A 21,885-nucleotide genomic window follows, 5' to 3' on the forward strand; every position below is an offset into this window, starting at 1 on the left:
CGCCGCGGGGTGGCGGCCCCTGGGCTTACTCTGTGTGTGTTCCGGTCCGGGTGTGCCCCGCTTGGGCGCGGTCGCGGGTGGGCGGAGGACCCGGAGATGAGGAAGGATCAGGGTCCGTCGCGTGGCCGCGGGAGGGCAAGGTCCAGGGGCGTCGTGTCGGGACGGCGGGCCTCCGGCCGGCCGGTGCGCTCTCCCCCTGGGGGTGCCGGCGCTCCTCCCTGGGGGATGTCCGCGCGGCGCCCCGGCGGGGCACAGGCGCGCGCCGGTTTGACCTACGTCACTCTCGGGGTAGTGTCATCGGCTCGATTGGCCAGCGCCCCGGCGCGTGTGGCAGACTGTCCGAGTTGCTCGGTCGAGCGTTGATGCTGCGCGTCTCCCGCCGGGAGGACCGGAAGCGAGTCCCACAGTACTCGTCGCCCCAACTGCCCCACGGCAGCGCTGGGGCGGACGTACGGGAATCTTCCGGGAAGCGTGGGCGCGGCGCCGGCCAGGCACCCGGTGGGTCGCGCGTCAGCACGTCGGACGCTGCACCTCCGGCCGCGGTTCCGGTAGGGCCGTGTGCAATCCCGCAGGGATGTTCCGTCAAGGGAGATCCGTGTCAGCGGGAGGGCGACACGCCCGACCGCGTGGGTCGGAGAAACGCAGAGATCACCGGGTTCCAGAGCGTATAGAGAGACAGGACTACGAAGTAGCCATGGCGGGACAGAAGATCCGCATCCGGCTCAAGGCCTACGACCACGAGGTCATCGACTCCTCGGCGAAGAAGATCGTCGAGACGGTGACCCGCACTGGTGCGTCGGTCGCGGGCCCGGTGCCGCTGCCCACTGAGAAGAACGTGTACTGCGTCATCAAGTCGCCGCACAAGTACAAGGACTCGCGCGAGCACTTCGAGATGCGCACGCACAAGCGCCTGATCGACATCCTCGATCCCACCCCCAAGACCGTTGACTCTCTGATGCGACTCGACCTCCCGGCCGGTGTCGACATCGAGATCAAGCTCTGAGGCGCGGTGATCTGAGAGATGACTAAGCAGATCAAGGGCATCCTGGGCGAGAAGCTCGGCATGACGCAGGTCTGGGACGAGAACAACCGTGTCGTCCCGGTCACCGTCGTCAAGGCCGGACCCAACGTCGTCACCCAGGTCCGTACGAACGACGTCGACGGCTACGAGTCCGTCCAGATCGCCTTCGGCGAGATCGACCCGCGCAAGGTGAACAAGCCCCTCAAGGGCCACTTCGCCAAGGCCGACGTCACCCCCCGCCGTCACCTCGTCGAGATCCGCACCGCGGACGCCGGCGAGTACACCCTCGGCCAGGAAGTCACCGCTGAGGTGTTCGAGGCCGGCGTGAAGGTCGACGTCACCGGCAAGAGCAAGGGCAAGGGCTTCGCCGGTGTCATGAAGCGTCACAACTTCGGTGGCCTCGGCGCCGGTCACGGCACCCAGCGCAAGCACCGCTCGCCCGGTTCCATCGGTGGCTGCGCCACCCCGGGCCGTGTGTTCAAGGGCCTCCGCATGGCGGGTCGCATGGGCAACGAGCGGGTCACCACCCAGAACCTGACCGTCCACGCCGTTGACGCGGAGAAGGGTCTGCTGCTCATCAAGGGCGCGGTTCCCGGTCCGAACGGCGGCCTCGTCCTGGTCCGCACCGCGGCCAAGGGGGCCTGAGGTAACCGATGAGCACTGTTGACATCCTTTCGCCGGCGGGCGACAAGGCCGGTTCCGTCGAGCTCCCCGCGGAGATCTTCGGCGTTGAGAAGGTCAGCATCCCGCTGATCCACCAGGTCGTCGTCGCGCAGCTGGCCGCGGCCCGTCAGGGCACGCACAAGACCAAGACCCGTGGCGAGGTCCGCGGCGGTGGCAAGAAGCCGTACCGCCAGAAGGGCACCGGTCGCGCCCGTCAGGGTTCGACCCGCGCGCCGCAGTTCGCCGGTGGTGGCGTCGTGCACGGTCCCGTGCCGCGCGACTACTCGCAGCGGACCCCGAAGAAGATGAAGGCCGCGGCCCTGCGCCACGCCCTCACCGACCGGGCCCGCCACAACCGCATCCACGTCGTCTCCGGCGTGGTCGAGGGCGACATCTCCACCAAGGCCGCCAAGAGCCTGTTCGGCAAGATCAGCGAGCGCAAGAACCTGCTGCTCGTCGTCGAGCGCTCGGACGAGGCCGCGTGGCTGTCCGCCCGCAACCTGCCCCAGGTCCACATCCTGGAGCCGGGCCAGCTGAACACGTACGACGTTCTCGTCTCGGACGACGTGGTCTTCACCAAGGCCGCTTTCGAGTCCTTCGTCGCCGGCCCGAACACGGCCAACGACACCGAAGGGAGCGAGGCCTGATGGCTACGCGTCACCCCTCCATCGCCTCGAAGGCCGCCAAGGCCGCCAAGGCCGCGCGCGTAGCCAAGGCGCGCCGCCACGCCACCGAGGGCAAGAACACCGTCGAGACCCCGCTGAGCAAGTCGTACACGGACCCCCGTGACGTCCTGATCAAGCCGGTCGTGTCGGAGAAGAGCTACGCGCTCCTCGACGAGAACAAGTACACGTTCATCGTGGACACGAACGCCAACAAGACCCAGATCAAGCAGGCCGTCCAGGCGGTCTTCGAGGTCAAGGTCACCGGGGTCAACACGATCAACCGCCAGGGCAAGCGCAAGCGGACCCGCACCGGTTTCGGCCAGCGCGCCGCCACCAAGCGCGCGATCGTGACCCTCGCAGAGGGCGACCGTATCGACATCTTCGGCGGTCCGACCGCCTGACGGCGGTCCGGAACGTCCAGATAATCGGAACTTTCCGAGGACTGAGAGACAATGGGTATCCGCAAGTACAAGCCGACGACTCCTGGCCGTCGTGGCGCCAGCGTCGCCGACTTCGTCGAGGTCACGCGGTCCACGCCGGAGAAGTCGCTGGTCCGTCCCCTGCACAGCAAGGGCGGCCGTAACAATTCCGGTCGTGTGACCGTGCGCCACCAGGGTGGCGGACACAAGCGCGCCTACCGCGTGATCGACTTCCGTCGTCACGACAAGGACGGCGTGCCGGCGAAGGTCGCGCACATCGAGTACGACCCCAACCGCACCGCGCGCATCGCGCTGCTGCACTACGCCGACGGCGAGAAGCGCTACATCCTCGCGCCGCGCAACCTGCAGCAGGGCGACCGCGTCGAGAACGGTCCCGGGGCCGACATCAAGCCGGGCAACAACCTGGCGCTCCGCAACATCCCGGTGGGTACGACGCTGCACGCGATCGAGCTCCGTCCGGGTGGCGGCGCCAAGTTCGCCCGCTCCGCCGGTGCCTCCGTGCAGCTGCTCGCGAAGGAGGGCTCGATGGCCCACCTCCGCATGCCCTCCGGCGAGATCCGCCTGGTCGACGTGCGCTGCCGCGCCACCGTCGGCGAGGTCGGCAACGCCGAGCAGAGCAACATCAACTGGGGCAAGGCCGGCCGCAAGCGCTGGCTGGGCGTCCGCCCGACCGTTCGCGGTGTGGCGATGAACCCGGTTGACCACCCCCACGGTGGTGGTGAGGGCAAGACCTCGGGTGGTCGCCACCCGGTCAGCCCCTGGGGTCAGAAGGAGGGTCGTACTCGTTCTCCCAAGAAGGCGAGCAACAAGTACATCGTCCGCCGCCGCAAGACGAACAAGAAGCGCTAAGGACGGGTTGAGATGCCTCGTAGCTTGAAGAAGGGGCCTTTCGTCGACGACCACCTCATCAAGAAGGTGGACTCGCAGAACGAAACCGGCACCAAGAACGTCATCAAGACCTGGTCCCGCCGCTCGATGATCGTCCCGGCGATGCTGGGCCACACGATCGCGGTGCACAACGGCAAGACCCACATCCCGGTGTTTGTCACCGAGTCGATGGTCGGCCACAAGCTCGGCGAGTTCTCGCCGACGCGCACCTTCCGGGGTCACGTCAAGGACGACCGGAAGTCGAAGCGCCGCTAACGCGGGGTGAATGACCATGACAGACACTGAAGGGACAACCATGGAAGCCAGGGCCCAGGCGCGGTACATCCGCGTCACGCCCATGAAGGCCCGCCGCGTGGTGGACCTCATCCGTGGCATGGCCGCCACGGAGGCTCAGGCGGTCCTGCGTTTCGCCCCGCAGGCCGCGAGCGTGCCGGTCGGCAAGGTGCTGGACAGCGCCATCGCCAACGCCGCGCACAACTACGACCACACCGATGTCGACAGCCTCTACGTCTCCGAGGCCTACGTCGACGAGGGCCCGACCCTGAAGCGGTTCCGTCCGCGTGCCCAGGGCCGTGCCTACCGGATCCGCAAGCGGACCAGCCACATCACCGTGGTCGTCAGCAGCAAGGAAGGAACCCGGTAATGGGCCAGAAGGTAAACCCGCACGGGTTCCGGCTCGGTATCACCACCGACTTCAAGTCGCGGTGGTACGCCGACAAGCTCTACAAGGACTACGTCAAGGAAGACGTCGCCATCCGTCGGATGATGACGTCCGGCATGGAGCGCGCGGGCATCTCCAAGGTGGAGATCGAGCGCACCCGTGACCGCGTCCGCGTCGACATCCACACCGCGCGTCCGGGCATCGTCATCGGCCGCCGCGGCGCCGAGGCCGACCGTATCCGCGGTGACCTGGAGAAGCTCACCGGCAAGCAGGTCCAGCTGAACATCCTCGAGGTCAAGAACCCCGAGACCGACGCTCAGCTCGTGGCCCAGGCCGTCGCCGAGCAGCTGTCCTCCCGCGTCTCCTTCCGCCGTGCCATGCGCAAGAGCATGCAGTCGGCGATGAAGGCCGGCGCCAAGGGCATCAAGATCCAGTGCGGTGGCCGTCTCGGCGGCGCCGAGATGTCCCGCTCGGAGTTCTACCGCGAGGGCCGCGTGCCCCTGCACACGCTCCGTGCGAACGTGGACTACGGCTTCTTCGAGGCCAAGACGACCTTCGGCCGCATCGGCGTGAAGGTCTGGATCTACAAGGGCGACGTCAAGAACATCGCCGAGGTCCGCGCCGAGAACGCTGCCGCCCGTGCGGGTAACCGCCCGGCCCGCGGTGGCGCCGACCGCCCGGCCCGTGGTGGCCGCGGTGGCGAGCGGCGCGGTCGCAAGCCGCAGCAGCAGTCGGCTCCCGCCGCCGAGGCCCCCAAGGCCGAGGCGCCGGCCGCTGCCGCTCCGGCTGAGAGCACCGGAACGGAGGCCTGACCGAAATGCTGATCCCCCGTAGGGTCAAGCACCGCAAGCAGCACCACCCGAAGCGCAGCGGTATGTCCAAGGGTGGGACGCAGGTTGCGTTCGGCGAGTACGGCATCCAGGCGCTGACCCCGGCCTACGTCACGAACCGCCAGATCGAGGCGGCTCGTATCGCCATGACCCGTCACATCAAGCGTGGCGGCAAGGTCTGGATCAACATCTACCCGGACCGCCCGCTGACCAAGAAGCCGGCCGAGACCCGCATGGGTTCCGGTAAGGGTTCGCCGGAGTGGTGGGTCGCCAACGTCAAGCCCGGACGCGTGATGTTCGAGCTTTCGTACCCCAACGAGAAGATCGCCCGTGAGGCGCTCCTTCGTGCGGCCCACAAGCTGCCGATGAAGTGCCGGATCGTCAAGCGCGAGGCAGGTGAAGCGTGATGTCGGCCGGTACCAAGGCGTCCGAGCTGCGCGAGCTGGGCAACGAGGAGCTTCTGGGTAAGCTCCGCGAGGCCAAGGAAGAGCTGTTCAACCTCCGCTTCCAGGCGGCGACGGGTCAGCTCGAGAACCACGGCCGTCTGAAGGCGGTCCGCAAGGACATCGCGCGGATCTACACCCTGATGCGCGAGCGTGAGCTGGGCATCGAAACGGTGGAGAACGCATGAGCGAGAGCAACGTGACTGAGAACAAGGAAGCGCGCGGCTTCCGCAAGACCCGCGAGGGTCTGGTCGTCAGCGACAAGATGGACAAGACCGTCGTCGTCGCCGTCGAGGACCGCGTCAAGCACGCGCTGTACGGCAAGGTCATCCGCCGTACCAACAAGCTCAAGGCACACGACGAGCAGAACGCCGCGGGTGTCGGCGACCGCGTCCTCCTCATGGAGACCCGGCCGCTGTCCGCGACCAAGCGCTGGCGCGTCGTCGAGATCCTCGAGAAGGCCAAGTAGGTAGTTCGCGCAAGCGAATACCACCAGATACGCCTGTGGGGCAGACCCCGCAGGTCAGTTCCGCCAGGCTCCGGGGGCCGCTGAGAGGCGGCCCCCGGGGAACCGGCAGACGATCAGGAGATAGACGTGATCCAGCAGGAGTCGCGACTGCGTGTCGCCGACAACACTGGTGCGAAGGAAATCCTTTGCATCCGTGTGCTCGGTGGCTCCGGTCGCCGCTACGCGGGTATCGGTGACGTCATCGTCGCCACCGTCAAGGACGCGATCCCCGGTGGCAACGTGAAGAAGGGTGACGTCGTCAAGGCGGTCATCGTTCGCACCGTCAAGGAGCGCCGCCGTCAGGACGGCTCGTACATCCGCTTCGACGAGAACGCCGCCGTCATTCTGAAGAACGACGGCGACCCTCGCGGCACCCGTATCTTCGGCCCGGTGGGCCGTGAGCTGCGCGAGAAGAAGTTCATGAAGATCATCTCCCTCGCGCCGGAGGTGCTGTGAGCATGAAGATCAAGAAGGGCGACCTGGTTCAGGTCATCACCGGCAAGGACAAGGGCAAGCAGGGCAAGGTCATCGCGGCCTTCCCCCGCGAGGACCGCGTCCTGGTCGAGGGTGTCAACCGGGTCAAGAAGCACACCAAGGCCGGTCCGACCGCAGGCGGTTCGCAGGCCGGCGGGATCGTGACCACCGAGGCCCCGATCCACGTGAGCAACGTTCAGCTCGTCGTGGAGAAGGACGGCCAGAAGGTCGTGACCCGCGTCGGTTACCGCTTCGACGACGAGGGCAACAAGATCCGCGTTGCCAAGCGGACGGGTGAGGACATCTGATGGCTACCACCACCACTCCGCGTCTGAAGCAGAAGTACCGGGACGAGATCGCCCCGAAGATGCGTGACGAGTTCAAGTACGAGAACGTCATGCAGATTCCGGGTCTCGTCAAGATCGTGGTCAACATGGGTGTGGGCGAGGCCGCCCGCGACTCCAAGCTGATCGAGGGCGCCATCCGCGACCTCACCACGATCACCGGCCAGAAGCCGGCGGTCACCAAGGCTCGCAAGTCCATCGCGCAGTTCAAGCTGCGCGAGGGCCAGCCGATCGGTGCCCACGTCACGCTCCGTGGCGACCGCATGTGGGAGTTCCTGGACCGCACCCTGTCGCTCGCGCTGCCGCGCATCCGCGACTTCCGCGGCCTGTCCCCCAAGCAGTTCGACGGCCGTGGCAACTACACCTTCGGTCTCACGGAGCAGGTCATGTTCCACGAGATCGACCAGGACAAGATCGACCGCGTCCGGGGTATGGACATCACCGTGGTCACCACGGCGACCAACGACGCAGAGGGCCGCGCGCTCCTTCGTCACCTCGGCTTCCCGTTCAAGGAGGCGTGAGCGAGATGGCGAAGAAGGCTCTGATTGCCAAGGCTGCTCGCAAGCCCAAGTTCGGTGTGCGCGCGTACACCCGCTGCCAGCGCTGCGGCCGCCCGCACTCCGTTTTCCGAAAGTTCGGCCTGTGCCGCGTGTGCCTTCGTGAGATGGCTCACCGTGGCGAGCTGCCGGGCGTGACCAAGAGCTCCTGGTAATCCCCGCAGTTCGGGATCCAAGAGTCTCTCGGTAAGCAACTGGGACGGCAGGGAGCCCGGCCCGCATGCCTTAGGCTTGTGGGGTTGGGCACCTGCCGTGCCGTACGACTTACTACGCCGTAGGTCCACCGCGCCGCACCCGTCCCGTCTCGGATCGGGGAGAGGGATGGCGCACCAGGAAACCCCGGCGAGAGAGGCCGAAGGCCAATTCATGACCATGACTGATCCGATCGCAGACATGCTTACGCGTCTGCGGAACGCGAACTCGGCATACCACGACACCGTGGCGATGCCGCACTCGAAGATCAAGTCGCACATCGCGGAGATCCTCCAGCAGGAGGGCTTCATCACGGGCTGGAAGGTCGAGGACGCCCAGGTGGGCAAGAACCTCGTCCTGGAGCTGAAGTTCGGCCCCAACCGTGAGCGCTCCATCGCGGGCATCAAGCGGATCTCCAAGCCCGGTCTCCGGGTGTACGCGAAGTCCACCAACCTGCCGAAGGTGCTCGGCGGCCTCGGCGTGGCGATCATCTCCACGTCGCACGGGCTCCTCACCGACAAGCAGGCCGGCAAGAAGGGCGTGGGTGGGGAAGTCCTCGCCTACGTCTGGTAACGGAAGGGAACGGAGGAAACAGCTATGTCGCGCATCGGCAAGCTCCCCATCGCGGTTCCCGCCGGCGTGGACGTCACCATCGACGGCCGTACGGTCGCGGTCAAGGGCCCCAAGGGCGAACTGACCCACACCGTCGTGGCGCCGATCGAGATCGTCAAGGAGGACGGCACCCTGCGGGTGACCCGCCCCAACGACGAGCGTCAGAACAAGGCTCTCCACGGCCTGTCCCGCACGCTGGTGGCGAACATGATCACCGGCGTGACCCAGGGTTACGTGAAGAGGCTCGAGATCAGCGGTGTCGGTTACCGCGTGACGGCCAAGGGTTCGAGCCTCGAGTTCGCGCTCGGCTACAGCCACCCGATCATCGTCGAGGCGCCCGAGGGCATCTCCTTCAAGGTGGAGACCCCGACCCGTTTCTCGGTCGAGGGCATCGACAAGCAGAAGGTCGGCGAGGTTGCGGCCAACATCCGCAAGCTGCGCAAGCCCGACCCGTACAAGGCCAAGGGCGTCAAGTACGAGGGCGAAGTCATCCGCCGCAAGGTCGGAAAGGCGGGTAAGTAAGCCATGGCATACGGACAGAAGATCCTCAAGGGCGACGCCTACAAGCGCGCCGCGATCAAGCGCCGTCACCTCCGGATCCGCAAGCGGATCTCCGGTACGGCGGAGCGTCCCCGTCTTGTCGTGACCCGCACCAACCGCCACATCGTGGCGCAGGTGATCGACGACCTCAAGGGCCACACCGTGGCGTCGGCGTCCACTCTGGACACGTCGATCCGCGGTGGCGAGGGCGACAAGTCCGCGCTGGCCAAGCAGGTCGGCGCCCTGGTCGCCGAGCGTGCCAAGGCCGCCGGTGTCGAGGCCGTCGTGTTCGACCGTGGTGGTAACCAGTACGCCGGGCGCATCGCCGCCCTGGCGGACGCCGCCCGCGAAGCCGGACTCAAGTTCTGAGTCGGTTCCGTAGCTAGCGGAGACAGAGAGAGGTAATTCCAATGGCTGGACCCCAGCGCCGCGGTGGCGGTGCCGGTGGCGGCGAGCGGCGGGACCGGAAGGGCCGTGACGGCGGCGCAGCTGCCGCCGAGAAGACCGCGTACGTTGAGCGCGTCGTCGCGATCAACCGCGTCGCCAAGGTTGTGAAGGGTGGTCGTCGCTTCAGCTTCACCGCGCTGGTCGTGGTGGGCGACGGTGACGGCACCGTGGGTGTCGGATACGGCAAGGCCAAGGAGGTGCCGGCCGCCATCGCCAAGGGTGTCGAGGAGGCCAAGAAGCACTTCTTCAAGGTCCCCCGGATCCAGGGCACCATCCCGCACCCGATCCAGGGTGAGAAGGCTGCCGGCGTCGTGCTGCTCAAGCCCGCGTCGCCCGGTACCGGTGTGATCGCCGGTGGCCCGGTGCGTGCCGTGCTCGAGTGCGCCGGTATCCACGACGTGCTGTCGAAGTCGCTCGGCTCCGACAACGCGATCAACATCGTGCACGCGACCGTGGCGGCCCTGAAGGGCCTGCAGCGTCCCGAGGAGATCGCGGCCCGCCGCGGTCTGCCCCTCGAGGACGTCGCCCCCGCGGCCCTCCTGCGTGCGCGTGCCGGGGCGGGTGCGTAATCATGACGCAGCTCAAGATCACGCAGGTCAAGTCCTACATCGGCAGCAAGCAGAACCACCGTGACACCCTGCGTTCCCTGGGCCTCAAGCGCCTGGGCGACGTGGTCGTCAAGGAGGACCGCCCCGAGTTCCGCGGCATGGTGCACACCGTCCGCCACCTCGTGACGGTCGAGGAGGTCGACTGATCATGGCGGAGCAGAACCCGCTCAAGATCCACAACCTCCGTCCCGCCCCCGGCGCCAAGACCGCCAAGACCCGTGTCGGTCGTGGTGAGGCGTCGAAGGGTAAGACGGCCGGTCGTGGTACGAAGGGCACGAAGGCCCGTTACCAGGTTCCGGAGAGCTTCGAGGGTGGCCAGATGCCGCTCCACATGCGTCTCCCGAAGCTGAAGGGCTTCAAGAACCCGTTCAAGACCGAGTACCAGGTCGTGAACCTCGACAAGCTCGCCGCGCTCTACCCCGAGGGTGGCGAGGTCACGGTCGAGGACCTGGTGGCCAAGGGTGCCGTTCGCAAGAACAGCCTCGTCAAGGTCCTCGGCCAGGGCGAGGTCTCCGTGGCGCTGCAGGTGACGGTGGACGCCGTCTCCGCCTCCGCCAAGGAGAAGATCACCGCCGCCGGCGGTAGCGTCACCGAGCTCGTCTGACCTTTCCGGACGTCTCGATGACCTGAACGATCCCGACCGGGGATACCCATAAATGGGGTATCCCCGGTTGGTCGTTCCAAGGGGGGCAGTGTCGCCGGTATGGTGGCCTGCACTGTCCTCTTCCGCCGGGCGCCGCATCACGGGCACTCCCGGCGGCAGTGAACCGTTGTAAAAGTTGTTGTTCTGTTGGACCTCAAGACCGTCACCCTTGACGCATTGCGCGGGGGTCGCAGGAGGCACCGTGCTCACCGCGTTCGCCCGGGCGTTCAGGACGCCCGACCTGCGCAAGAAGCTGCTCTTCACGCTCGGCATCATCGTGGTGTACCGGGTCGGTACCCACATCCCGATCCCGGGTGTCAACTACAAGGCCGTCCAGCAGTGCGTGACGGAGGCCTCCGGCAACCAGGGCCTCTTCGGCCTGGTCAACATGTTCAGCGGCGGTGCGCTGCTGCAGATCACGGTCTTCGCGCTGGGCATCATGCCGTATATCACGGCGAGCATCATTCTGCAGCTGCTGACCGTGGTGATCCCGCGTCTGGAGGCCCTCAAGAAGGAGGGCCAGGCCGGCACCGCGAAGATCACCCAGTACACCCGTTACCTGACGGTGGCGCTCGCCATCCTGCAGGGCACGGGGCTGGTGGCCACCGCCCGCAGCGGCGCCCTGTTCTCCGGCTGCACCGTCGCCGGCAGCATCGTGCCGAACCGCGCGATCTTCACCACCATCACGATGGTCATCTGCATGACCGCCGGTACGGCCGTCGTCATGTGGCTCGGTGAGCTGGTCACCGACCGGGGCATCGGCAACGGCATGTCGATCCTGATGTTCATCTCGATCGCCGCGACGTTCCCGTCCGCTCTGTGGGCCATCAAGAAGCAGGGCACCCTCGCCGGCGGCTGGATCGAGTTCGGCACCGTCATCCTCGTCGGCCTGGTCATGGTCGGCCTGGTCGTCTTCGTCGAGCAGGCCCAGCGCCGGATCCCGGTGCAGTACGCCAAGCGCATGATCGGCCGGCGCTCCTACGGCGGTACGTCCACGTACATTCCGCTGAAGGTCAACCAGGCCGGTGTGATCCCGGTCATCTTCGCGTCGTCCCTGCTCTACATCCCGGCGCTGATCGCCCAGTTCTCCGGCGGGGACTCGGGCTGGAAGACCTGGGTGCAGCAGAACCTGACCAAGGGCGACCACCCGATCTACATCACCCTGTACTTCCTGCTGATCGTTTTCTTCGCGTTCTTCTACGTGGCGATCTCCTTCAACCCCGAGGAAGTCGCCGACAACATGAAGAAGTATGGTGGCTTCATCCCGGGCATCCGGGCTGGCCGACCGACCGCTGAGTACCTGTCCTACGTACTCAACCGGATCACCTGGCCGGGTTCGCTGTACCTGGGTTTGATCGCTCTCGTGCCAACAATGGCGTTGGTCGGGTTCGGCGCGAGCCAGAACTTCCCCTTCGGCGGCACCAGCATCCTGATCATCGTGGGTGTGGGCCTTGAGACGGTGAAGCAGATCGAGAGCCAGCTCCAGCAGCGCAATTACGAAGGGTTCCTCCGCTGATGCGAATCGTCCTCGTCGGGCCGCCGGGTGCCGGTAAGGGAACGCAGGCCACGCGCCTCGCCGAGAAGCTCCGTATCCCCCACATCTCCACGGGCGACCTGTTCCGGGCGAACATCAGCCGGCAGACGGAGCTGGGCAAGCTCGCGAAGTCCTACATGGACGCCGGCAACCTGGTGCCCGACGAGGTGACCATCGCCATGGCCAAGGACCGCATGGAGCAGCCCGACGCCAAGGACGGCTTCCTGCTGGACGGTTTCCCGCGCAACGTCTCGCAGGCCGAGGCGCTGGACGAGCTGCTGCGCGACGAGGGCATCGCGCTGGACGCGGTGCTGGACCTGGAGGTCCCCGAGGAGGAGGTCGTCAAGCGGATCGCCGGCCGGCGGGTCTGCCGCAAGGACTCCAGCCACGTCTCCCATGTCGAGTACAGCCGGCCCGAGCGGGAGGGCGTGTGCGACGTGTGCAGCGGTGAGCTGTACCAGCGCGACGACGACTCCGAGGACACCGTGCGGAGGCGGCTGGAGGTCTACCACACGCAGACCGAGCCGATCATCGACTACTACAAGGGGCAGGGTCTTGTGGTGACGATCCCGGCGATGGGCGCGGTGGACGAGGTCACGCGGCGGGCGCTGGAGGCGTTGAAGCGCAAGGGTGCCGCCGCGTAGCTCTTCCGCCGGTCGCAGCCGCGGTTCCTTCTGAAGGGGCCGCGGCTGTGCTGTGGGGCGGGGAGCGCGGCCCGGCGCCGCGCGAGAGGTGCCCCCAGCTCCCGCGGATTCCCCGGAGCAGGGGCCCGCCGCGCCTGCCGGCCCCGTGGCACGGCGGCCCCCCGGGCCGACCGCGGCCGGGTCGCCCGTGGTCGGCCGGGCTGTGACGGTTCCCAGATCAGCAGGTTCCGGTGCACGTATCGTTGAACACGTCGGCCCGTCTCTTCCGCTTCAGAAAGGTCCCCGCTCCCATGGTGCAGATCAAGAGCCCCGAGCAGATCGCCAAGATGCGTGCGGCGGGGCTGGTCGTCGCCGCCATCCACGCGGCGACGCGCGAGGCGGCCGTGCCCGGGGCGACGACGAAGGACCTGGACGAGGTGGCGCGCAAGGTGCTCGCGGAGCACAACGCGACGCCGAACTTCCTCGGTTACGGGGGCTTCCCCGCGACGATCTGCACCTCCGTGAACGAGGTGGTCGTCCACGGCATCCCGTCGGAGGACGTTGTCCTCAAGGACGGGGACGTCATCTCCGTCGACTGCGGCGCGATCGTCGACGGCTGGCACGGCGACGCCGCCTACACCGCCTTCGTCGGATCCGGTCACGCGCCCGAACTGATCGAGCTCTCCCGGGTGACCGAGGAGTCGATGTGGGCCGGCATCGCGGCGATGAAGCAGGGCAACCGGCTGGTCGACATCTCCCGCGCCATCGAGACCTACATCCGCCGTCAGCCCAAGCCGGGCGGCGGCCGGTACGGGATCATCGAGGACTACGGCGGCCACGGCATCGGCACCGAGATGCACATGGACCCGCACCTGCTGAACTACGTCGACCGGCGGCGGGGCAAGGGCCCGAAGCTGGTGCCCGGCCTCTGCCTGGCCATCGAGCCCATGGTCTCCCTGGGCACGCCGAAGACGCGGGTCCTCGAGGACGACTGGACGGTCATCACCACGGACGGCACCTGGTCCTCGCACTGGGAGCACTCCGTCGCCCTGACCGAGCAGGGCCCGCTGGTGCTCACCGCGCCCGACGGCGGCCGTGCCAGGCTCGCCCAGTACGGCGTCACGACGGCCCCCGACCCGCTGGCCTGAGGCACGACCGGCGGCGGTGACGCCGGCTGCGGGCCGGCGCGCGGCGCGCGGGCTTCCGCCGCGCCGAGGAGGCGGGCCGGCCGCCCCGAGGTTCCGGACCTGCTCGTGCGCCCGAGGCGCCGGACCGGCCGGCGCGCCCGGGTGCCGGGGTCGCCGGGTGCGGCGTCGGGACGGGGGCGGTCCCATCCGCATAATGATCTGCGGCACGGGGCAGACTTCCCGGATTCGTTTTTCCGGGTGCGCTGACGTAGACTGACTCGTCGGCTCTTGTGCACCCGCATGCCTGCATGCGCTCGTACTGAGTCGATCAAGGTAGTCGATTCGAAGGGCGAAGCGTGGCCAAGAAGCAAGGTGCCATCGAGATCGAGGGCACTGTCGTCGAGTCTCTTCCGAACGCCATGTTCAAGGTCGAGCTCCAGAACGGCCACCAGGTCCTGGCACACATCAGCGGCAAGATGCGCATGCACTACATCCGCATCCTCCCTGACGACCGGGTCGTGGTGGAGCTGTCTCCGTACGACCTGACGCGTGGCCGGATCGTCTACCGCTACAAGTAGATCTTGCCCGCATCCGGCGTTCGTCCCGCGAGCGCAGGGTGCGCATCCCGCTTCGGCGGGATGGTGGCACTGACCCGGAGAACCTCACATCCCATGAAGGTCAAGCCGAGCGTCAAGAAGATCTGCGACAAGTGCAGGGTGATCCGCCGTCACGGCCGGGTCATGGTCATCTGCGAGAACCCGCGCCACAAGCAGCGCCAGGGCTGACGCACGACCGCTCCCTCTGCAATTCGCAGGACTTCGCGCGACGCGAGCTGAATATGTTCATACGCAGGGCCCGAGCCTCATCCGGCTCGACACCCCCGGTTCGGAGGCCGGGGACCCAGTTCGTACCTGATACGGCGGCTGGGAGCCGGCCCTGTGGAAGACCTCCGACAACCAACTGGAGCCATTGAATGGCACGCGTTTCCGGTGTTGACATCCCGCGCGAAAAGCGCGTGGAGATCGCCCTCACCTACGTGTTCGGCATCGGCCGGACCCTTTCGAAGGAGACGCTGGCTGCGACCGGCGTCGACCCGAACACCCGCGTCCGCGACCTCTCCGAGGAGCAGCTCGTCGCGATCCGCGAGTACGTCGACAACAACTTCAAGACCGAGGGTGACCTCCGTCGCGAGATCCAGGCCGACATCCGCCGCAAGGTCGAGATCGGTACCTACCAGGGTCTCCGTCACCGCCGCGGTCTGCCCGTCCGCGGTCAGCGCACCAGCACCAACGCCCGCACCCGCAAGGGCCCGCGTCGCGCCATCGCCGGCAAGAAGAAGCCCGGCAAGAAGTAGTCCGCAGCGGACTGTCCACGGTCTTCGCTGTAGGACCGACCACCTCCCGTAGGAGTTAAGAGATGCCCCCCAAGGGTCGTCAGGGCGCCGCCAAGAAGGTGCGCCGCAAGGAAAAGAAGAACGTCGCTCACGGCCACGCGCACATCAAGAGCACGTTCAACAACACCATCGTGTCGATCACGGACCCGTCCGGCAATGTGATCTCCTGGGCCTCCGCCGGCCACGTCGGCTTCAAGGGCTCCCGGAAGTCCACGCCGTTCGCCGCGCAGATGGCCGCCGAGTCGGCCGCCCGCCGTGCCCAGGAGCACGGCATGCGCAAGGTCGACGTCTTCGTCAAGGGCCCGGGTTCCGGTCGTGAGACCGCGATCCGCTCCCTGCAGGCGACCGGCCTCGAGGTCGGCTCCATCCAGGACGTCACGCCGACCCCGCACAACGGCTGCCGTCCGCCGAAGCGCCGCCGCGTCTGACGCGTCACGACTCGGGATTGTCGGGCGGTACGTCTCCTGCGGGGGCCGTGCCGCCCGTACCCTTGCATCACCCGCACCCTTCCGGTGCGGACTGGTCGGGCGTCATATAGCGGGCGCCCACGACTGAAGGATCTGATCCACACATGCTGATCGCTCAGCGTCCCTCGTTGACCGAAGAGGTCGTCGACGAGTTCCGCTCCCGGTTCGTGATCGAGCCGCTGGAGCCGGGCTTCGGCTACACCCTCGGCAACTCCCTCCGCCGTACCCTCCTGTCGTCGATCCCCGGTGCCGCCGTCACGAGCATCCGCATCGACGGCGTCCTGCACGAGTTCACCACCGTGCCGGGCGTCAAGGAGGACGTCACCGACCTGATCCTCAACATCAAGCAGCTGGTCGTCTCCTCGGAGCACGACGAGCCGGTCGTGATGTACCTGCGCAAGCAGGGCCCGGGTCTGGTCACCGCCGCCGACATCGCGCCCCCGGCCGGTGTCGAGGTGCACAACCCCGACCTCGTCCTCGCCACGCTGAACGGCAAGGGCAAGCTGGAGATGGAGCTGACCGTGGAGCGCGGTCGCGGCTACGTCTCCGCAGTCCAGAACAAGCAGGTGGGCCAGGAGATCGGCCGGATCCCGGTCGACTCGATCTACTCGCCGGTTCTCAAGGTCACGTACAAGGTCGAGGCCACGCGTGTCGAGCAGCGGACCGACTTCGACAAGCTGATCGTCGACGTCGAGACGAAGCAGGCCATGCGCCCGCGTGACGCCATGGCGTCGGCCGGCAAGACCCTGGTCGAGCTGTTCGGTCTCGCCCGCGAGCTGAACATCGACGCCGAGGGCATCGACATGGGTCCGTCCCCGACGGACGCCGCCCTGGCCGCCGACCTGGCCCTGCCGATCGAGGAGCTGGAGCTCACGGTCCGCTCCTACAACTGCCTCAAGCGCGAGGGCATCCACTCCGTGGGTGAGCTGGTCGCCCGCTCCGAGGCCGACCTGCTGGACATCCGCAACTTTGGTGCGAAGTCCATCGACGAGGTCAAGGCGAAGCTGGCCGGCATGGGCCTGGCCCTGAAGGACAGCCCGCCCGGATTCGACCCGACCGCCGCCGCCGACGCCTTCGGCGCGGACGACGACGCGGACGCCGGGTTCGTCGAGACCGAGCAGTACTAGGCGGTTCGCGGGGAGGCCGTACTGCGTCTGCGGGCCGGTTGCGGCTGGTCGCGCCCACGCGGCGGAGTCGCACGTCGGCACCGCCCCGCACCCCCTTCCAGGCCCCTTCGGGGGCCTGGATCTCCGACGGGCGTCCGCCCGCTCGGATACTGACCCCGGTACCTGACACGGCCGGGGCAGACACACAGGAGAAAGAACATGCCGAAGCCCACCAAGGGTGCCCGTCTGGGCGGCAGCGCCGCGCACGAGAAGCTGCTCCTCGCGAACCTCGCGAAGTCGCTGTTCGAGCACGGCCGTATCACCACCACCGAGGCGAAGGCCCGCCGCCTGCGCCCGTACGCCGAGCGTCTGATCACCAAGGCGAAGAGGGGCGACCTTCACAACCGCCGCCAGGTGCTCCAGGTCATCACGGACAAGGGCGTCGTCCACACGCTCTTCACCGAGATCGGCCCGCGGTACGAGAACCGTCCGGGTGGCTACACCCGCATCACCAAGGTCGGCAACCGCCGTGGCGACAACGCGCCCATGGCTGTCATCGAGCTGGTCGAGGCGCTGACGGTGCAGCAGAACGCCGTGGGTGAGGCCGAGGCCGCCACCAAGCGCGCGGTCAAGGAGTCCGAGGCCACCAAGGCCCAGGAGACCAAGGCGGACGAGGCTCAGGCCGAGGCCACCGAGGCTCCGGCCGAGGAGTCGAAGGACGCCTGAGGCTCTGCCTGACGTCGACAGCGGGTCCGTCCCTCGGGGCGGGCCCGCTGTCGCGTACCTGAGAGGATTCCCGTGTGAGTGACGAAGTACAGCCCGGCCACGTCCGTGTCCGCCTCGACCTGTCCTACGACGGCACCGGCTTCCACGGCTGGGCCAAGCAGGCCGGCGGGAAGCGGACCGTGCAGGCCGAGATCGAGGACGCGCTGCGCACGGTCACGCGGTCCGGGGACACCACCTACGAGCTGACCGTCGCCGGGCGGACCGACGCCGGGGTGCACGCGCGCGGGCAGGTGGCGCACGTCGACCTGCCGGAGGAGCTGTGGGCCGGCCACCGGGACAAGCTGCTCAAGCGGCTCGCCGGACGGCTGCCCAAGGACGTGCGGATCTGGTCGCTCACCGAGGCCCCGCCCGGCTTCAACGCCCGGTTCTCGGCGATCTGGCGCCGCTACGCCTACCGCGTCACCGACCACCCGGGCGGCGTCGACCCACTGCTGCGCGGCCACGTCCTGTGGCACGACTGGCCCCTCGACGTCGACGCCATGAACGAGGCCGCCCGGCTGCTGCTGGGCGAGCACGACTTCGCCGCGTACTGCAAGAAGCGGGAGGGCGCCACGACCATCCGCACGCTCCAGGAGCTGAGCCTGGTGCGCGGCGCGGACGGAGTGATCACCGCCACCGTCCGGGCCGACGCCTTCTGCCACAACATGGTCCGCTCGCTGATCGGGGCGCTGCTCTTCGTCGGGGACGGACACCGCACGCCCGACTGGCCGGGAAAGGTGCTGGCCGCGGGGGTACGGGACTCCGCCGTGCACGTCGTGCGGCCGCACGGGCTGACGCTGGAGGAGGTCGGCTACCCCGCCGACGAGCTGCTGGCGGCGCGGAACCGGGAGGCGCGCAACAAGCGCTCGCTGCCGGTGGCCGGCTGCTGCTGAGCGAGCCGCCCGCAGGGCCGCCCACCGTCGGAGGTCACCGCCGGTGACGGTACGGTTCCGGCGCCGGCGGGAACTCGGCGGAGCGGCTTGTCGACGCCGTGCGCCGTGCCCGGGCCGGCGGGGGCACGCCGTCCCGACCGGCTCCGGCGAGGAGGGCGTACGCCATGCGGCTCACCGTCATCGGCACCGGCTACCTCGGTGCCACGCACGCCGCCTGCATGGCGGAACTCGGACACGAGGTCCTCGGGCTCGACGTCGACGCGGGCAAGGTCGCCGCGCTGGGCGCGGGCCGGGCGCCGTTCCACGAGCCGGGCCTGACCGCGCTGATCGCCCGGCACACGGCGAGCGGACGGCTCCGCTTCACCACTTCCTACGAGGAGGCCGGCGCCTTCGGGCAGGTGCACTTCGTGTGCGTGGGCACCCCGCAGCGCCCGGACGGTGACGCCGCCGACCTGACACACCTGGAGGAGGCGTTCGCGGGGATCGCTCGGCACGCGCGCAAGGGGGCCCTGCTGGTCGGGAAGTCGACCGTGCCCGTGGGGACGGCGGCGCGCCTCGCCGACGCCACCGCCGTGGAGGTCGCCTGGAACCCCGAGTTCCTGCGGGAGGGCTTCGCGGTCGAGGACACGCTGCGCCCGGACCGGCTGGTGTTCGGGGTGCGGACGCCGCGTGCGGAGCGGCTGCTGCGCGGTGTGTACGGCGGGGTGCTGGAGGAGGGCACCCCCCTGGTCGTGGCCGGCTTCCCGACCGCCGAGCTGGTCAAGACGGCCGCCAACGCCTTCCTCGCCACGAAGATCTCCTTCATCAACGCGATGGCGGAGGTCTGCGAGGCGGCGGGCGGCGACGTGGGGAAGCTGTCCGAGGCGCTCGGGTACGACGACCGGATCGGCGGGAAGTTCCTGCGCGCCGGGGTCGGCTTCGGCGGCGGCTGCCTGCCGAAGGACATCCGCGCCTTCGCGCACCGGGCCGCCGAGCTGGGCGTCGACCTGGGCTTCCTGCGCGAGGTCGACGCGATCAACATGCGGCGCCGGGACCGGGTGGTCGAACTGGCCCGGGAGCTGTGCCGGGGCCGGGTCCTGGGCGCCCGGGTGGCGGTGCTGGGGGCGGCCTTCAAGCCGGACTCGGACGACGTCCGCGACTCCCCCGCGCTGAACGTGGCCGCCCGCCTCGGCCTGGACGGGGCCGACGTCACGGTCTACGACCCCGAGGCCCTGGACAACGCCCGCAAGGCGTTCCCGCTGCTCGGCTACGCCGTGTCGGCCGGGGATGCGCTGCGTGGGGCGGATCTGGTGCTGCACCTGACCGAGTGGCCCGAGTTCCGGGACATCGATCCCGAGTGGGCGGCGTCGCTGGTGACGTGTCCGCGGATCGTGGACGGCCGGGGGGTGCTCGACGCGGACCGCTGGAGCGGGGCGGGCTGGCGGTTCCGGTCCCTGGGCAGGCCGGCACCGGGGCGGGAGGGAGACGGCTCGGGAGCCCCTGGTGACAGGGGTGGTGGCTTCCCCGGAGTGAGCCGCGCACGGCGGGCGTGAGCCGGCAGCGGTGCCGGCAGGCGGACCCGGTGAGGCGCCCACCGGGCGGACCCGGTGAGGCGCCCCGGCGTGGCTACCGGGCGGCTGCGGCGAGGCGCCCCGAGGTGGCTACCCGGCGGCCGCGGCCGACGCCTGGGCCTCACCGCGCCGGCGGATCTGCTGGAAGGTGAACTCGGCGAGGTCGTCACCGGTGCGGAACGCGGCGGTGTCCTTGGTCGTGACGTCCTTGCCGCTGGTGAAGCCGGTGAGGGTGAAGTACGCGTAACGGCCGTAGGCGTTCGTCGTGGAGCGGCAGACGGCGCCGGTGCAGAAGCTCTTGACGCCCTTGCCGGCCAGCGGCCTGACGATGCTCTTCTTGTCCGCCTGGCTCTTGGCCTTGACCGCCTGTGCCTCGGAGTCGAAGACGGCGACACCCACGGTGACCGCGATGCCGTCCTTGACGTAGGTGACCCGTATCAGGCGGGTGCAGCCGCCTGCGGCGAGGGCCTGGGGGAGCGTGCCCTGGGCGGCCGTGGCGCAGCTCTTGGTGTCGTCCGTCGGGCCCTTCTTGTACACGGTCGAGCCCATGGTCAGCTGTGTGCCCGGGAACAGCGTCTCCGGGCCGAGCGGCGCGGTGTCCTTGGCGGCGCTGGAGATGAAGTCCTTCGGGTCCAGCGGCGGCGGGGCGCTGGTGGGGTCGAAGGACGGGGCCGCGGACGAGTCGCTCGGCAGGGCCGCCGTGGCGGGCAGCCGCGAGGGGTCCGCGGCGCGGTTGTCGCCGTTCGCCGACACCACGGCCATGGCGACGGCCGCCCCGATCGCGACGGTGGCCAGCGCGCCCCCGCCGATGAACAGCAGCCTGCGCCGCTTGTTGCGTGTCTCCGAGGCCTCGGCGAGCGCGGCCCAGTCCGGAGTCCGGTCGGCGCCGCCGTCCCACGGCTGCTGGGAATTCGGTTTCCAGGGATCCCACTGGGACTGCGAGCCGCCCCCCTGCCCATAACTCATGGGGCGCATCTTAGACGGGCGTCGGGGGGTGGCGGCGCGCCCGAGGGGCCTCCCGGGGGCAGGACGGTACAAAGCGGTGGCCACCGGTGCCGGCGGGCGCCGACGGCCACCGCTTCGTACCGCGCGGACGGGTCCGTGGGCGGACCGGCGGCCGCAGGTGCGGCGGCGCCCGGGGCAGGACCCGTACACTGGGTGCGGAACACGCTCGACCAGCGCCTGCGCCACCGTTTTGACCCGGATGAGGCGCCGCGGGTATCCTGCATGTTCGTTGTGTATTGGCTTGCTCATTCTCACGGGACGGGCCCTTACACCGGCCACCGGGCCGATGACCAGCGACCCCACGTACGCGGTATGCGTCGCCGCCGTGCGGTCTAGGCTGTCGTGATCGTCTTCGGTGACCTTGTCAGGACCATTCACTGAAGAAGCGAAGGCTACGAACCGTGCGTACGTACAGCCCCAAGCCCGGCGACATCACGCGCCAGTGGCACGTCATCGACGCTCAGGACGTCGTCCTGGGTCGCCTGGCGTCCACCGCTGCCACCCTTCTGCGGGGCAAGCACAAGCCGATCTACGCGCCCCACGTCGACGCTGGTGACTTCGTCATCATCATCAACGCCGAAAAGGTGCACCTCTCCGGCAACAAGCGGACCCAGAAGCTGGCGTACCGCCACTCCGGCTACCCGGGTGGTCTGCGGTCCGTCCGCTACGACGACCTGCTGGCCAACAATCCCGAGAAGGCCATCGAGAAGGCCGTCAAGGGCATGCTCCCGAAGAACTCCCTGGGCCGTCAGATGCTCTCGAAGCTGAAGGTCTACAAGGGTGACCAGCACCCGCACGGCGCCCAGCAGCCGGTGCCGTTCGAGATCACCCAGGTCGCGCAGTAAGTCCGGCCACCCCCTAAGACTGAAGAGAATCTGAGGAGAAT

Annotated in this window: 34 protein-coding genes; 33 read left to right on the forward strand and 1 reads right to left on the reverse strand. The window is 68.5% G+C overall.

Annotation, left to right across the window (positions count from 1 at the left end; all coding sequences use genetic code 11):
* The first annotated feature begins 694 nt into the window (after positions 1 to 694).
* The 32 genes from rpsJ to ACWDNY_RS24365 all read left to right on the forward strand — a co-directional run bounded on the left by rpsJ (position 695) and on the right by ACWDNY_RS24365 (position 19,976).
* Positions 695 to 1,003 carry a 30S ribosomal protein S10 gene (gene rpsJ, locus ACWDNY_RS24210; protein ID WP_003948644.1) on the forward strand — a complete coding sequence of 103 codons (309 nt, stop codon included), beginning with the start codon at positions 695 to 697 and terminating at the stop codon, positions 1,001 to 1,003.
* Between the two features lie 18 nt (positions 1,004 to 1,021).
* Positions 1,022 to 1,666 carry a 50S ribosomal protein L3 gene (gene rplC, locus ACWDNY_RS24215; protein WP_451647900.1) on the forward strand — a complete coding sequence of 215 codons (645 nt, stop codon included), beginning with the start codon at positions 1,022 to 1,024 and terminating at the stop codon, positions 1,664 to 1,666.
* A gap of 8 nt (positions 1,667 to 1,674) precedes the next feature.
* On the forward strand, positions 1,675 to 2,331 hold the full coding sequence (gene rplD / locus ACWDNY_RS24220) for a 50S ribosomal protein L4 (protein WP_451647901.1): 657 nt from the start codon (positions 1,675 to 1,677) through the stop codon (positions 2,329 to 2,331).
* Complete coding sequence (rplW, locus tag ACWDNY_RS24225) at positions 2,331 to 2,750, forward strand: 50S ribosomal protein L23 (RefSeq protein WP_361508360.1); 420 nt, start codon at positions 2,331 to 2,333, stop codon at positions 2,748 to 2,750. Before rplD ends, rplW begins: the two co-directional genes overlap by 1 nt.
* A gap of 51 nt (positions 2,751 to 2,801) precedes the next feature.
* On the forward strand, positions 2,802 to 3,638 hold the full coding sequence (rplB, locus tag ACWDNY_RS24230) for a 50S ribosomal protein L2 (RefSeq protein WP_361508358.1): 837 nt from the start codon (positions 2,802 to 2,804) through the stop codon (positions 3,636 to 3,638).
* A gap of 12 nt (positions 3,639 to 3,650) precedes the next feature.
* The gene (gene rpsS / locus ACWDNY_RS24235) at positions 3,651 to 3,932 is read left to right on the forward strand and encodes a 30S ribosomal protein S19 (RefSeq protein WP_451647902.1); all 282 of its coding nucleotides are present in this window, start codon (positions 3,651 to 3,653) and stop codon (positions 3,930 to 3,932) included.
* Between the two features lie 40 nt (positions 3,933 to 3,972).
* A complete protein-coding gene (gene rplV / locus ACWDNY_RS24240) occupies positions 3,973 to 4,320 on the forward strand; it encodes a 50S ribosomal protein L22 (protein WP_361653683.1) in 348 nt (115 codons plus the stop codon).
* On the forward strand, positions 4,320 to 5,150 hold the full coding sequence (rpsC, locus tag ACWDNY_RS24245; RefSeq protein WP_361508353.1) for a 30S ribosomal protein S3: 831 nt from the start codon (positions 4,320 to 4,322) through the stop codon (positions 5,148 to 5,150). The genes rplV and rpsC overlap by 1 nt, the downstream gene beginning before the upstream one ends.
* A gap of 5 nt (positions 5,151 to 5,155) precedes the next feature.
* Positions 5,156 to 5,575: a 50S ribosomal protein L16 gene (gene rplP, locus ACWDNY_RS24250; RefSeq protein WP_361285559.1), complete on the forward strand. Its 420-nt coding sequence runs from the start codon at positions 5,156 to 5,158 to the stop codon at positions 5,573 to 5,575.
* Positions 5,575 to 5,799, forward strand: coding sequence for a 50S ribosomal protein L29 (rpmC, locus tag ACWDNY_RS24255; RefSeq protein WP_018564811.1), 225 nt, complete (start codon positions 5,575 to 5,577; stop codon positions 5,797 to 5,799). Before rplP ends, rpmC begins: the two co-directional genes overlap by 1 nt.
* Positions 5,796 to 6,080, forward strand: coding sequence for a 30S ribosomal protein S17 (rpsQ, locus tag ACWDNY_RS24260; protein ID WP_039656223.1), 285 nt, complete (start codon positions 5,796 to 5,798; stop codon positions 6,078 to 6,080). Before rpmC ends, rpsQ begins: the two co-directional genes overlap by 4 nt.
* A 126-nt stretch (positions 6,081 to 6,206) precedes the next feature.
* Positions 6,207 to 6,575, forward strand: a complete 369-nt coding sequence (gene rplN, locus ACWDNY_RS24265; RefSeq protein WP_003956455.1) for a 50S ribosomal protein L14 — start codon at positions 6,207 to 6,209, stop codon at positions 6,573 to 6,575.
* Positions 6,576 to 6,577: 2 nt separating this feature from the next.
* Positions 6,578 to 6,901, forward strand: a complete 324-nt coding sequence (gene rplX / locus ACWDNY_RS24270; RefSeq protein WP_361508348.1) for a 50S ribosomal protein L24 — start codon at positions 6,578 to 6,580, stop codon at positions 6,899 to 6,901.
* Complete coding sequence (rplE, locus tag ACWDNY_RS24275) at positions 6,901 to 7,458, forward strand: 50S ribosomal protein L5 (RefSeq protein WP_451647903.1); 558 nt, start codon at positions 6,901 to 6,903, stop codon at positions 7,456 to 7,458. The genes rplX and rplE overlap by 1 nt, the downstream gene beginning before the upstream one ends.
* A gap of 5 nt (positions 7,459 to 7,463) precedes the next feature.
* Positions 7,464 to 7,649, forward strand: coding sequence for a type Z 30S ribosomal protein S14 (locus ACWDNY_RS24280; RefSeq protein WP_361508495.1), 186 nt, complete (start codon positions 7,464 to 7,466; stop codon positions 7,647 to 7,649).
* A gap of 211 nt (positions 7,650 to 7,860) precedes the next feature.
* Positions 7,861 to 8,259 carry a 30S ribosomal protein S8 gene (rpsH, locus tag ACWDNY_RS24285; protein ID WP_276110731.1) on the forward strand — a complete coding sequence of 133 codons (399 nt, stop codon included), beginning with the start codon at positions 7,861 to 7,863 and terminating at the stop codon, positions 8,257 to 8,259.
* A gap of 24 nt (positions 8,260 to 8,283) precedes the next feature.
* Entirely contained in the window at positions 8,284 to 8,820 is a 537-nt protein-coding gene (gene rplF, locus ACWDNY_RS24290) for a 50S ribosomal protein L6 (protein ID WP_451647904.1), read from the forward strand.
* 3 nt (positions 8,821 to 8,823) lie between these two features.
* Complete coding sequence (gene rplR, locus ACWDNY_RS24295) at positions 8,824 to 9,207, forward strand: 50S ribosomal protein L18 (RefSeq protein ID WP_451647905.1); 384 nt, start codon at positions 8,824 to 8,826, stop codon at positions 9,205 to 9,207.
* A 41-nt stretch (positions 9,208 to 9,248) separates the two neighbouring features.
* A complete protein-coding gene (rpsE, locus tag ACWDNY_RS24300; RefSeq protein ID WP_003992370.1) occupies positions 9,249 to 9,854 on the forward strand; it encodes a 30S ribosomal protein S5 in 606 nt (201 codons plus the stop codon).
* A gap of 2 nt (positions 9,855 to 9,856) precedes the next feature.
* Positions 9,857 to 10,039 carry a 50S ribosomal protein L30 gene (gene rpmD / locus ACWDNY_RS24305; protein WP_451647906.1) on the forward strand — a complete coding sequence of 61 codons (183 nt, stop codon included), beginning with the start codon at positions 9,857 to 9,859 and terminating at the stop codon, positions 10,037 to 10,039.
* Between the two features lie 2 nt (positions 10,040 to 10,041).
* Complete coding sequence (rplO, locus tag ACWDNY_RS24310) at positions 10,042 to 10,497, forward strand: 50S ribosomal protein L15 (RefSeq protein WP_451647907.1); 456 nt, start codon at positions 10,042 to 10,044, stop codon at positions 10,495 to 10,497.
* A 241-nt stretch (positions 10,498 to 10,738) separates the two neighbouring features.
* Positions 10,739 to 12,052, forward strand: a complete 1,314-nt coding sequence (gene secY, locus ACWDNY_RS24315; protein ID WP_451647908.1) for a preprotein translocase subunit SecY — start codon at positions 10,739 to 10,741, stop codon at positions 12,050 to 12,052.
* Positions 12,052 to 12,714, forward strand: coding sequence for an adenylate kinase (locus tag ACWDNY_RS24320; RefSeq protein WP_451647909.1), 663 nt, complete (start codon positions 12,052 to 12,054; stop codon positions 12,712 to 12,714). The genes secY and ACWDNY_RS24320 overlap by 1 nt, the downstream gene beginning before the upstream one ends.
* 290 nt (positions 12,715 to 13,004) lie before the next feature.
* On the forward strand, positions 13,005 to 13,841 hold the full coding sequence (map, locus tag ACWDNY_RS24325; RefSeq protein WP_451647910.1) for a type I methionyl aminopeptidase: 837 nt from the start codon (positions 13,005 to 13,007) through the stop codon (positions 13,839 to 13,841).
* Between the two features lie 335 nt (positions 13,842 to 14,176).
* A complete protein-coding gene (gene infA, locus ACWDNY_RS24330) occupies positions 14,177 to 14,398 on the forward strand; it encodes a translation initiation factor IF-1 (protein ID WP_003948620.1) in 222 nt (73 codons plus the stop codon).
* A gap of 93 nt (positions 14,399 to 14,491) precedes the next feature.
* A complete protein-coding gene (gene rpmJ, locus ACWDNY_RS24335) occupies positions 14,492 to 14,605 on the forward strand; it encodes a 50S ribosomal protein L36 (RefSeq protein WP_003998809.1) in 114 nt (37 codons plus the stop codon).
* 188 nt (positions 14,606 to 14,793) lie between these two features.
* Complete coding sequence (gene rpsM / locus ACWDNY_RS24340) at positions 14,794 to 15,174, forward strand: 30S ribosomal protein S13 (protein WP_451647911.1); 381 nt, start codon at positions 14,794 to 14,796, stop codon at positions 15,172 to 15,174.
* 62 nt (positions 15,175 to 15,236) lie between these two features.
* A complete protein-coding gene (gene rpsK, locus ACWDNY_RS24345) occupies positions 15,237 to 15,641 on the forward strand; it encodes a 30S ribosomal protein S11 (RefSeq protein ID WP_003956432.1) in 405 nt (134 codons plus the stop codon).
* Between the two features lie 143 nt (positions 15,642 to 15,784).
* On the forward strand, positions 15,785 to 16,807 hold the full coding sequence (locus ACWDNY_RS24350) for a DNA-directed RNA polymerase subunit alpha (protein WP_003966937.1): 1,023 nt from the start codon (positions 15,785 to 15,787) through the stop codon (positions 16,805 to 16,807).
* 198 nt (positions 16,808 to 17,005) lie between these two features.
* Positions 17,006 to 17,512 (forward strand): 50S ribosomal protein L17, encoded by a 507-nt coding sequence (gene rplQ / locus ACWDNY_RS24355; protein WP_451647912.1) that lies wholly within the window; start codon positions 17,006 to 17,008, stop codon positions 17,510 to 17,512.
* A gap of 74 nt (positions 17,513 to 17,586) precedes the next feature.
* Positions 17,587 to 18,444: a tRNA pseudouridine(38-40) synthase TruA gene (gene truA / locus ACWDNY_RS24360; protein WP_451647913.1), complete on the forward strand. Its 858-nt coding sequence runs from the start codon at positions 17,587 to 17,589 to the stop codon at positions 18,442 to 18,444.
* A gap of 164 nt (positions 18,445 to 18,608) precedes the next feature.
* Complete coding sequence (locus ACWDNY_RS24365) at positions 18,609 to 19,976, forward strand: UDP-glucose dehydrogenase family protein (protein ID WP_451647914.1); 1,368 nt, start codon at positions 18,609 to 18,611, stop codon at positions 19,974 to 19,976.
* A gap of 108 nt (positions 19,977 to 20,084) precedes the next feature.
* On the opposite strand, the gene ACWDNY_RS24370 is transcribed toward ACWDNY_RS24365, so the two are convergent.
* Positions 20,085 to 20,960: a hypothetical protein gene (locus tag ACWDNY_RS24370; RefSeq protein ID WP_451647915.1), complete on the reverse strand. Its 876-nt coding sequence runs from the start codon at positions 20,958 to 20,960 to the stop codon at positions 20,085 to 20,087.
* Between the two features lie 440 nt (positions 20,961 to 21,400).
* Between ACWDNY_RS24370 and rplM the strand changes: the two genes are divergently transcribed.
* A complete protein-coding gene (rplM, locus tag ACWDNY_RS24375; protein WP_361508311.1) occupies positions 21,401 to 21,844 on the forward strand; it encodes a 50S ribosomal protein L13 in 444 nt (147 codons plus the stop codon).
* Positions 21,845 to 21,885 lie beyond the last annotated feature (41 nt).

The organism is Streptomyces sp. NPDC003697, from assembly GCF_053587115.1.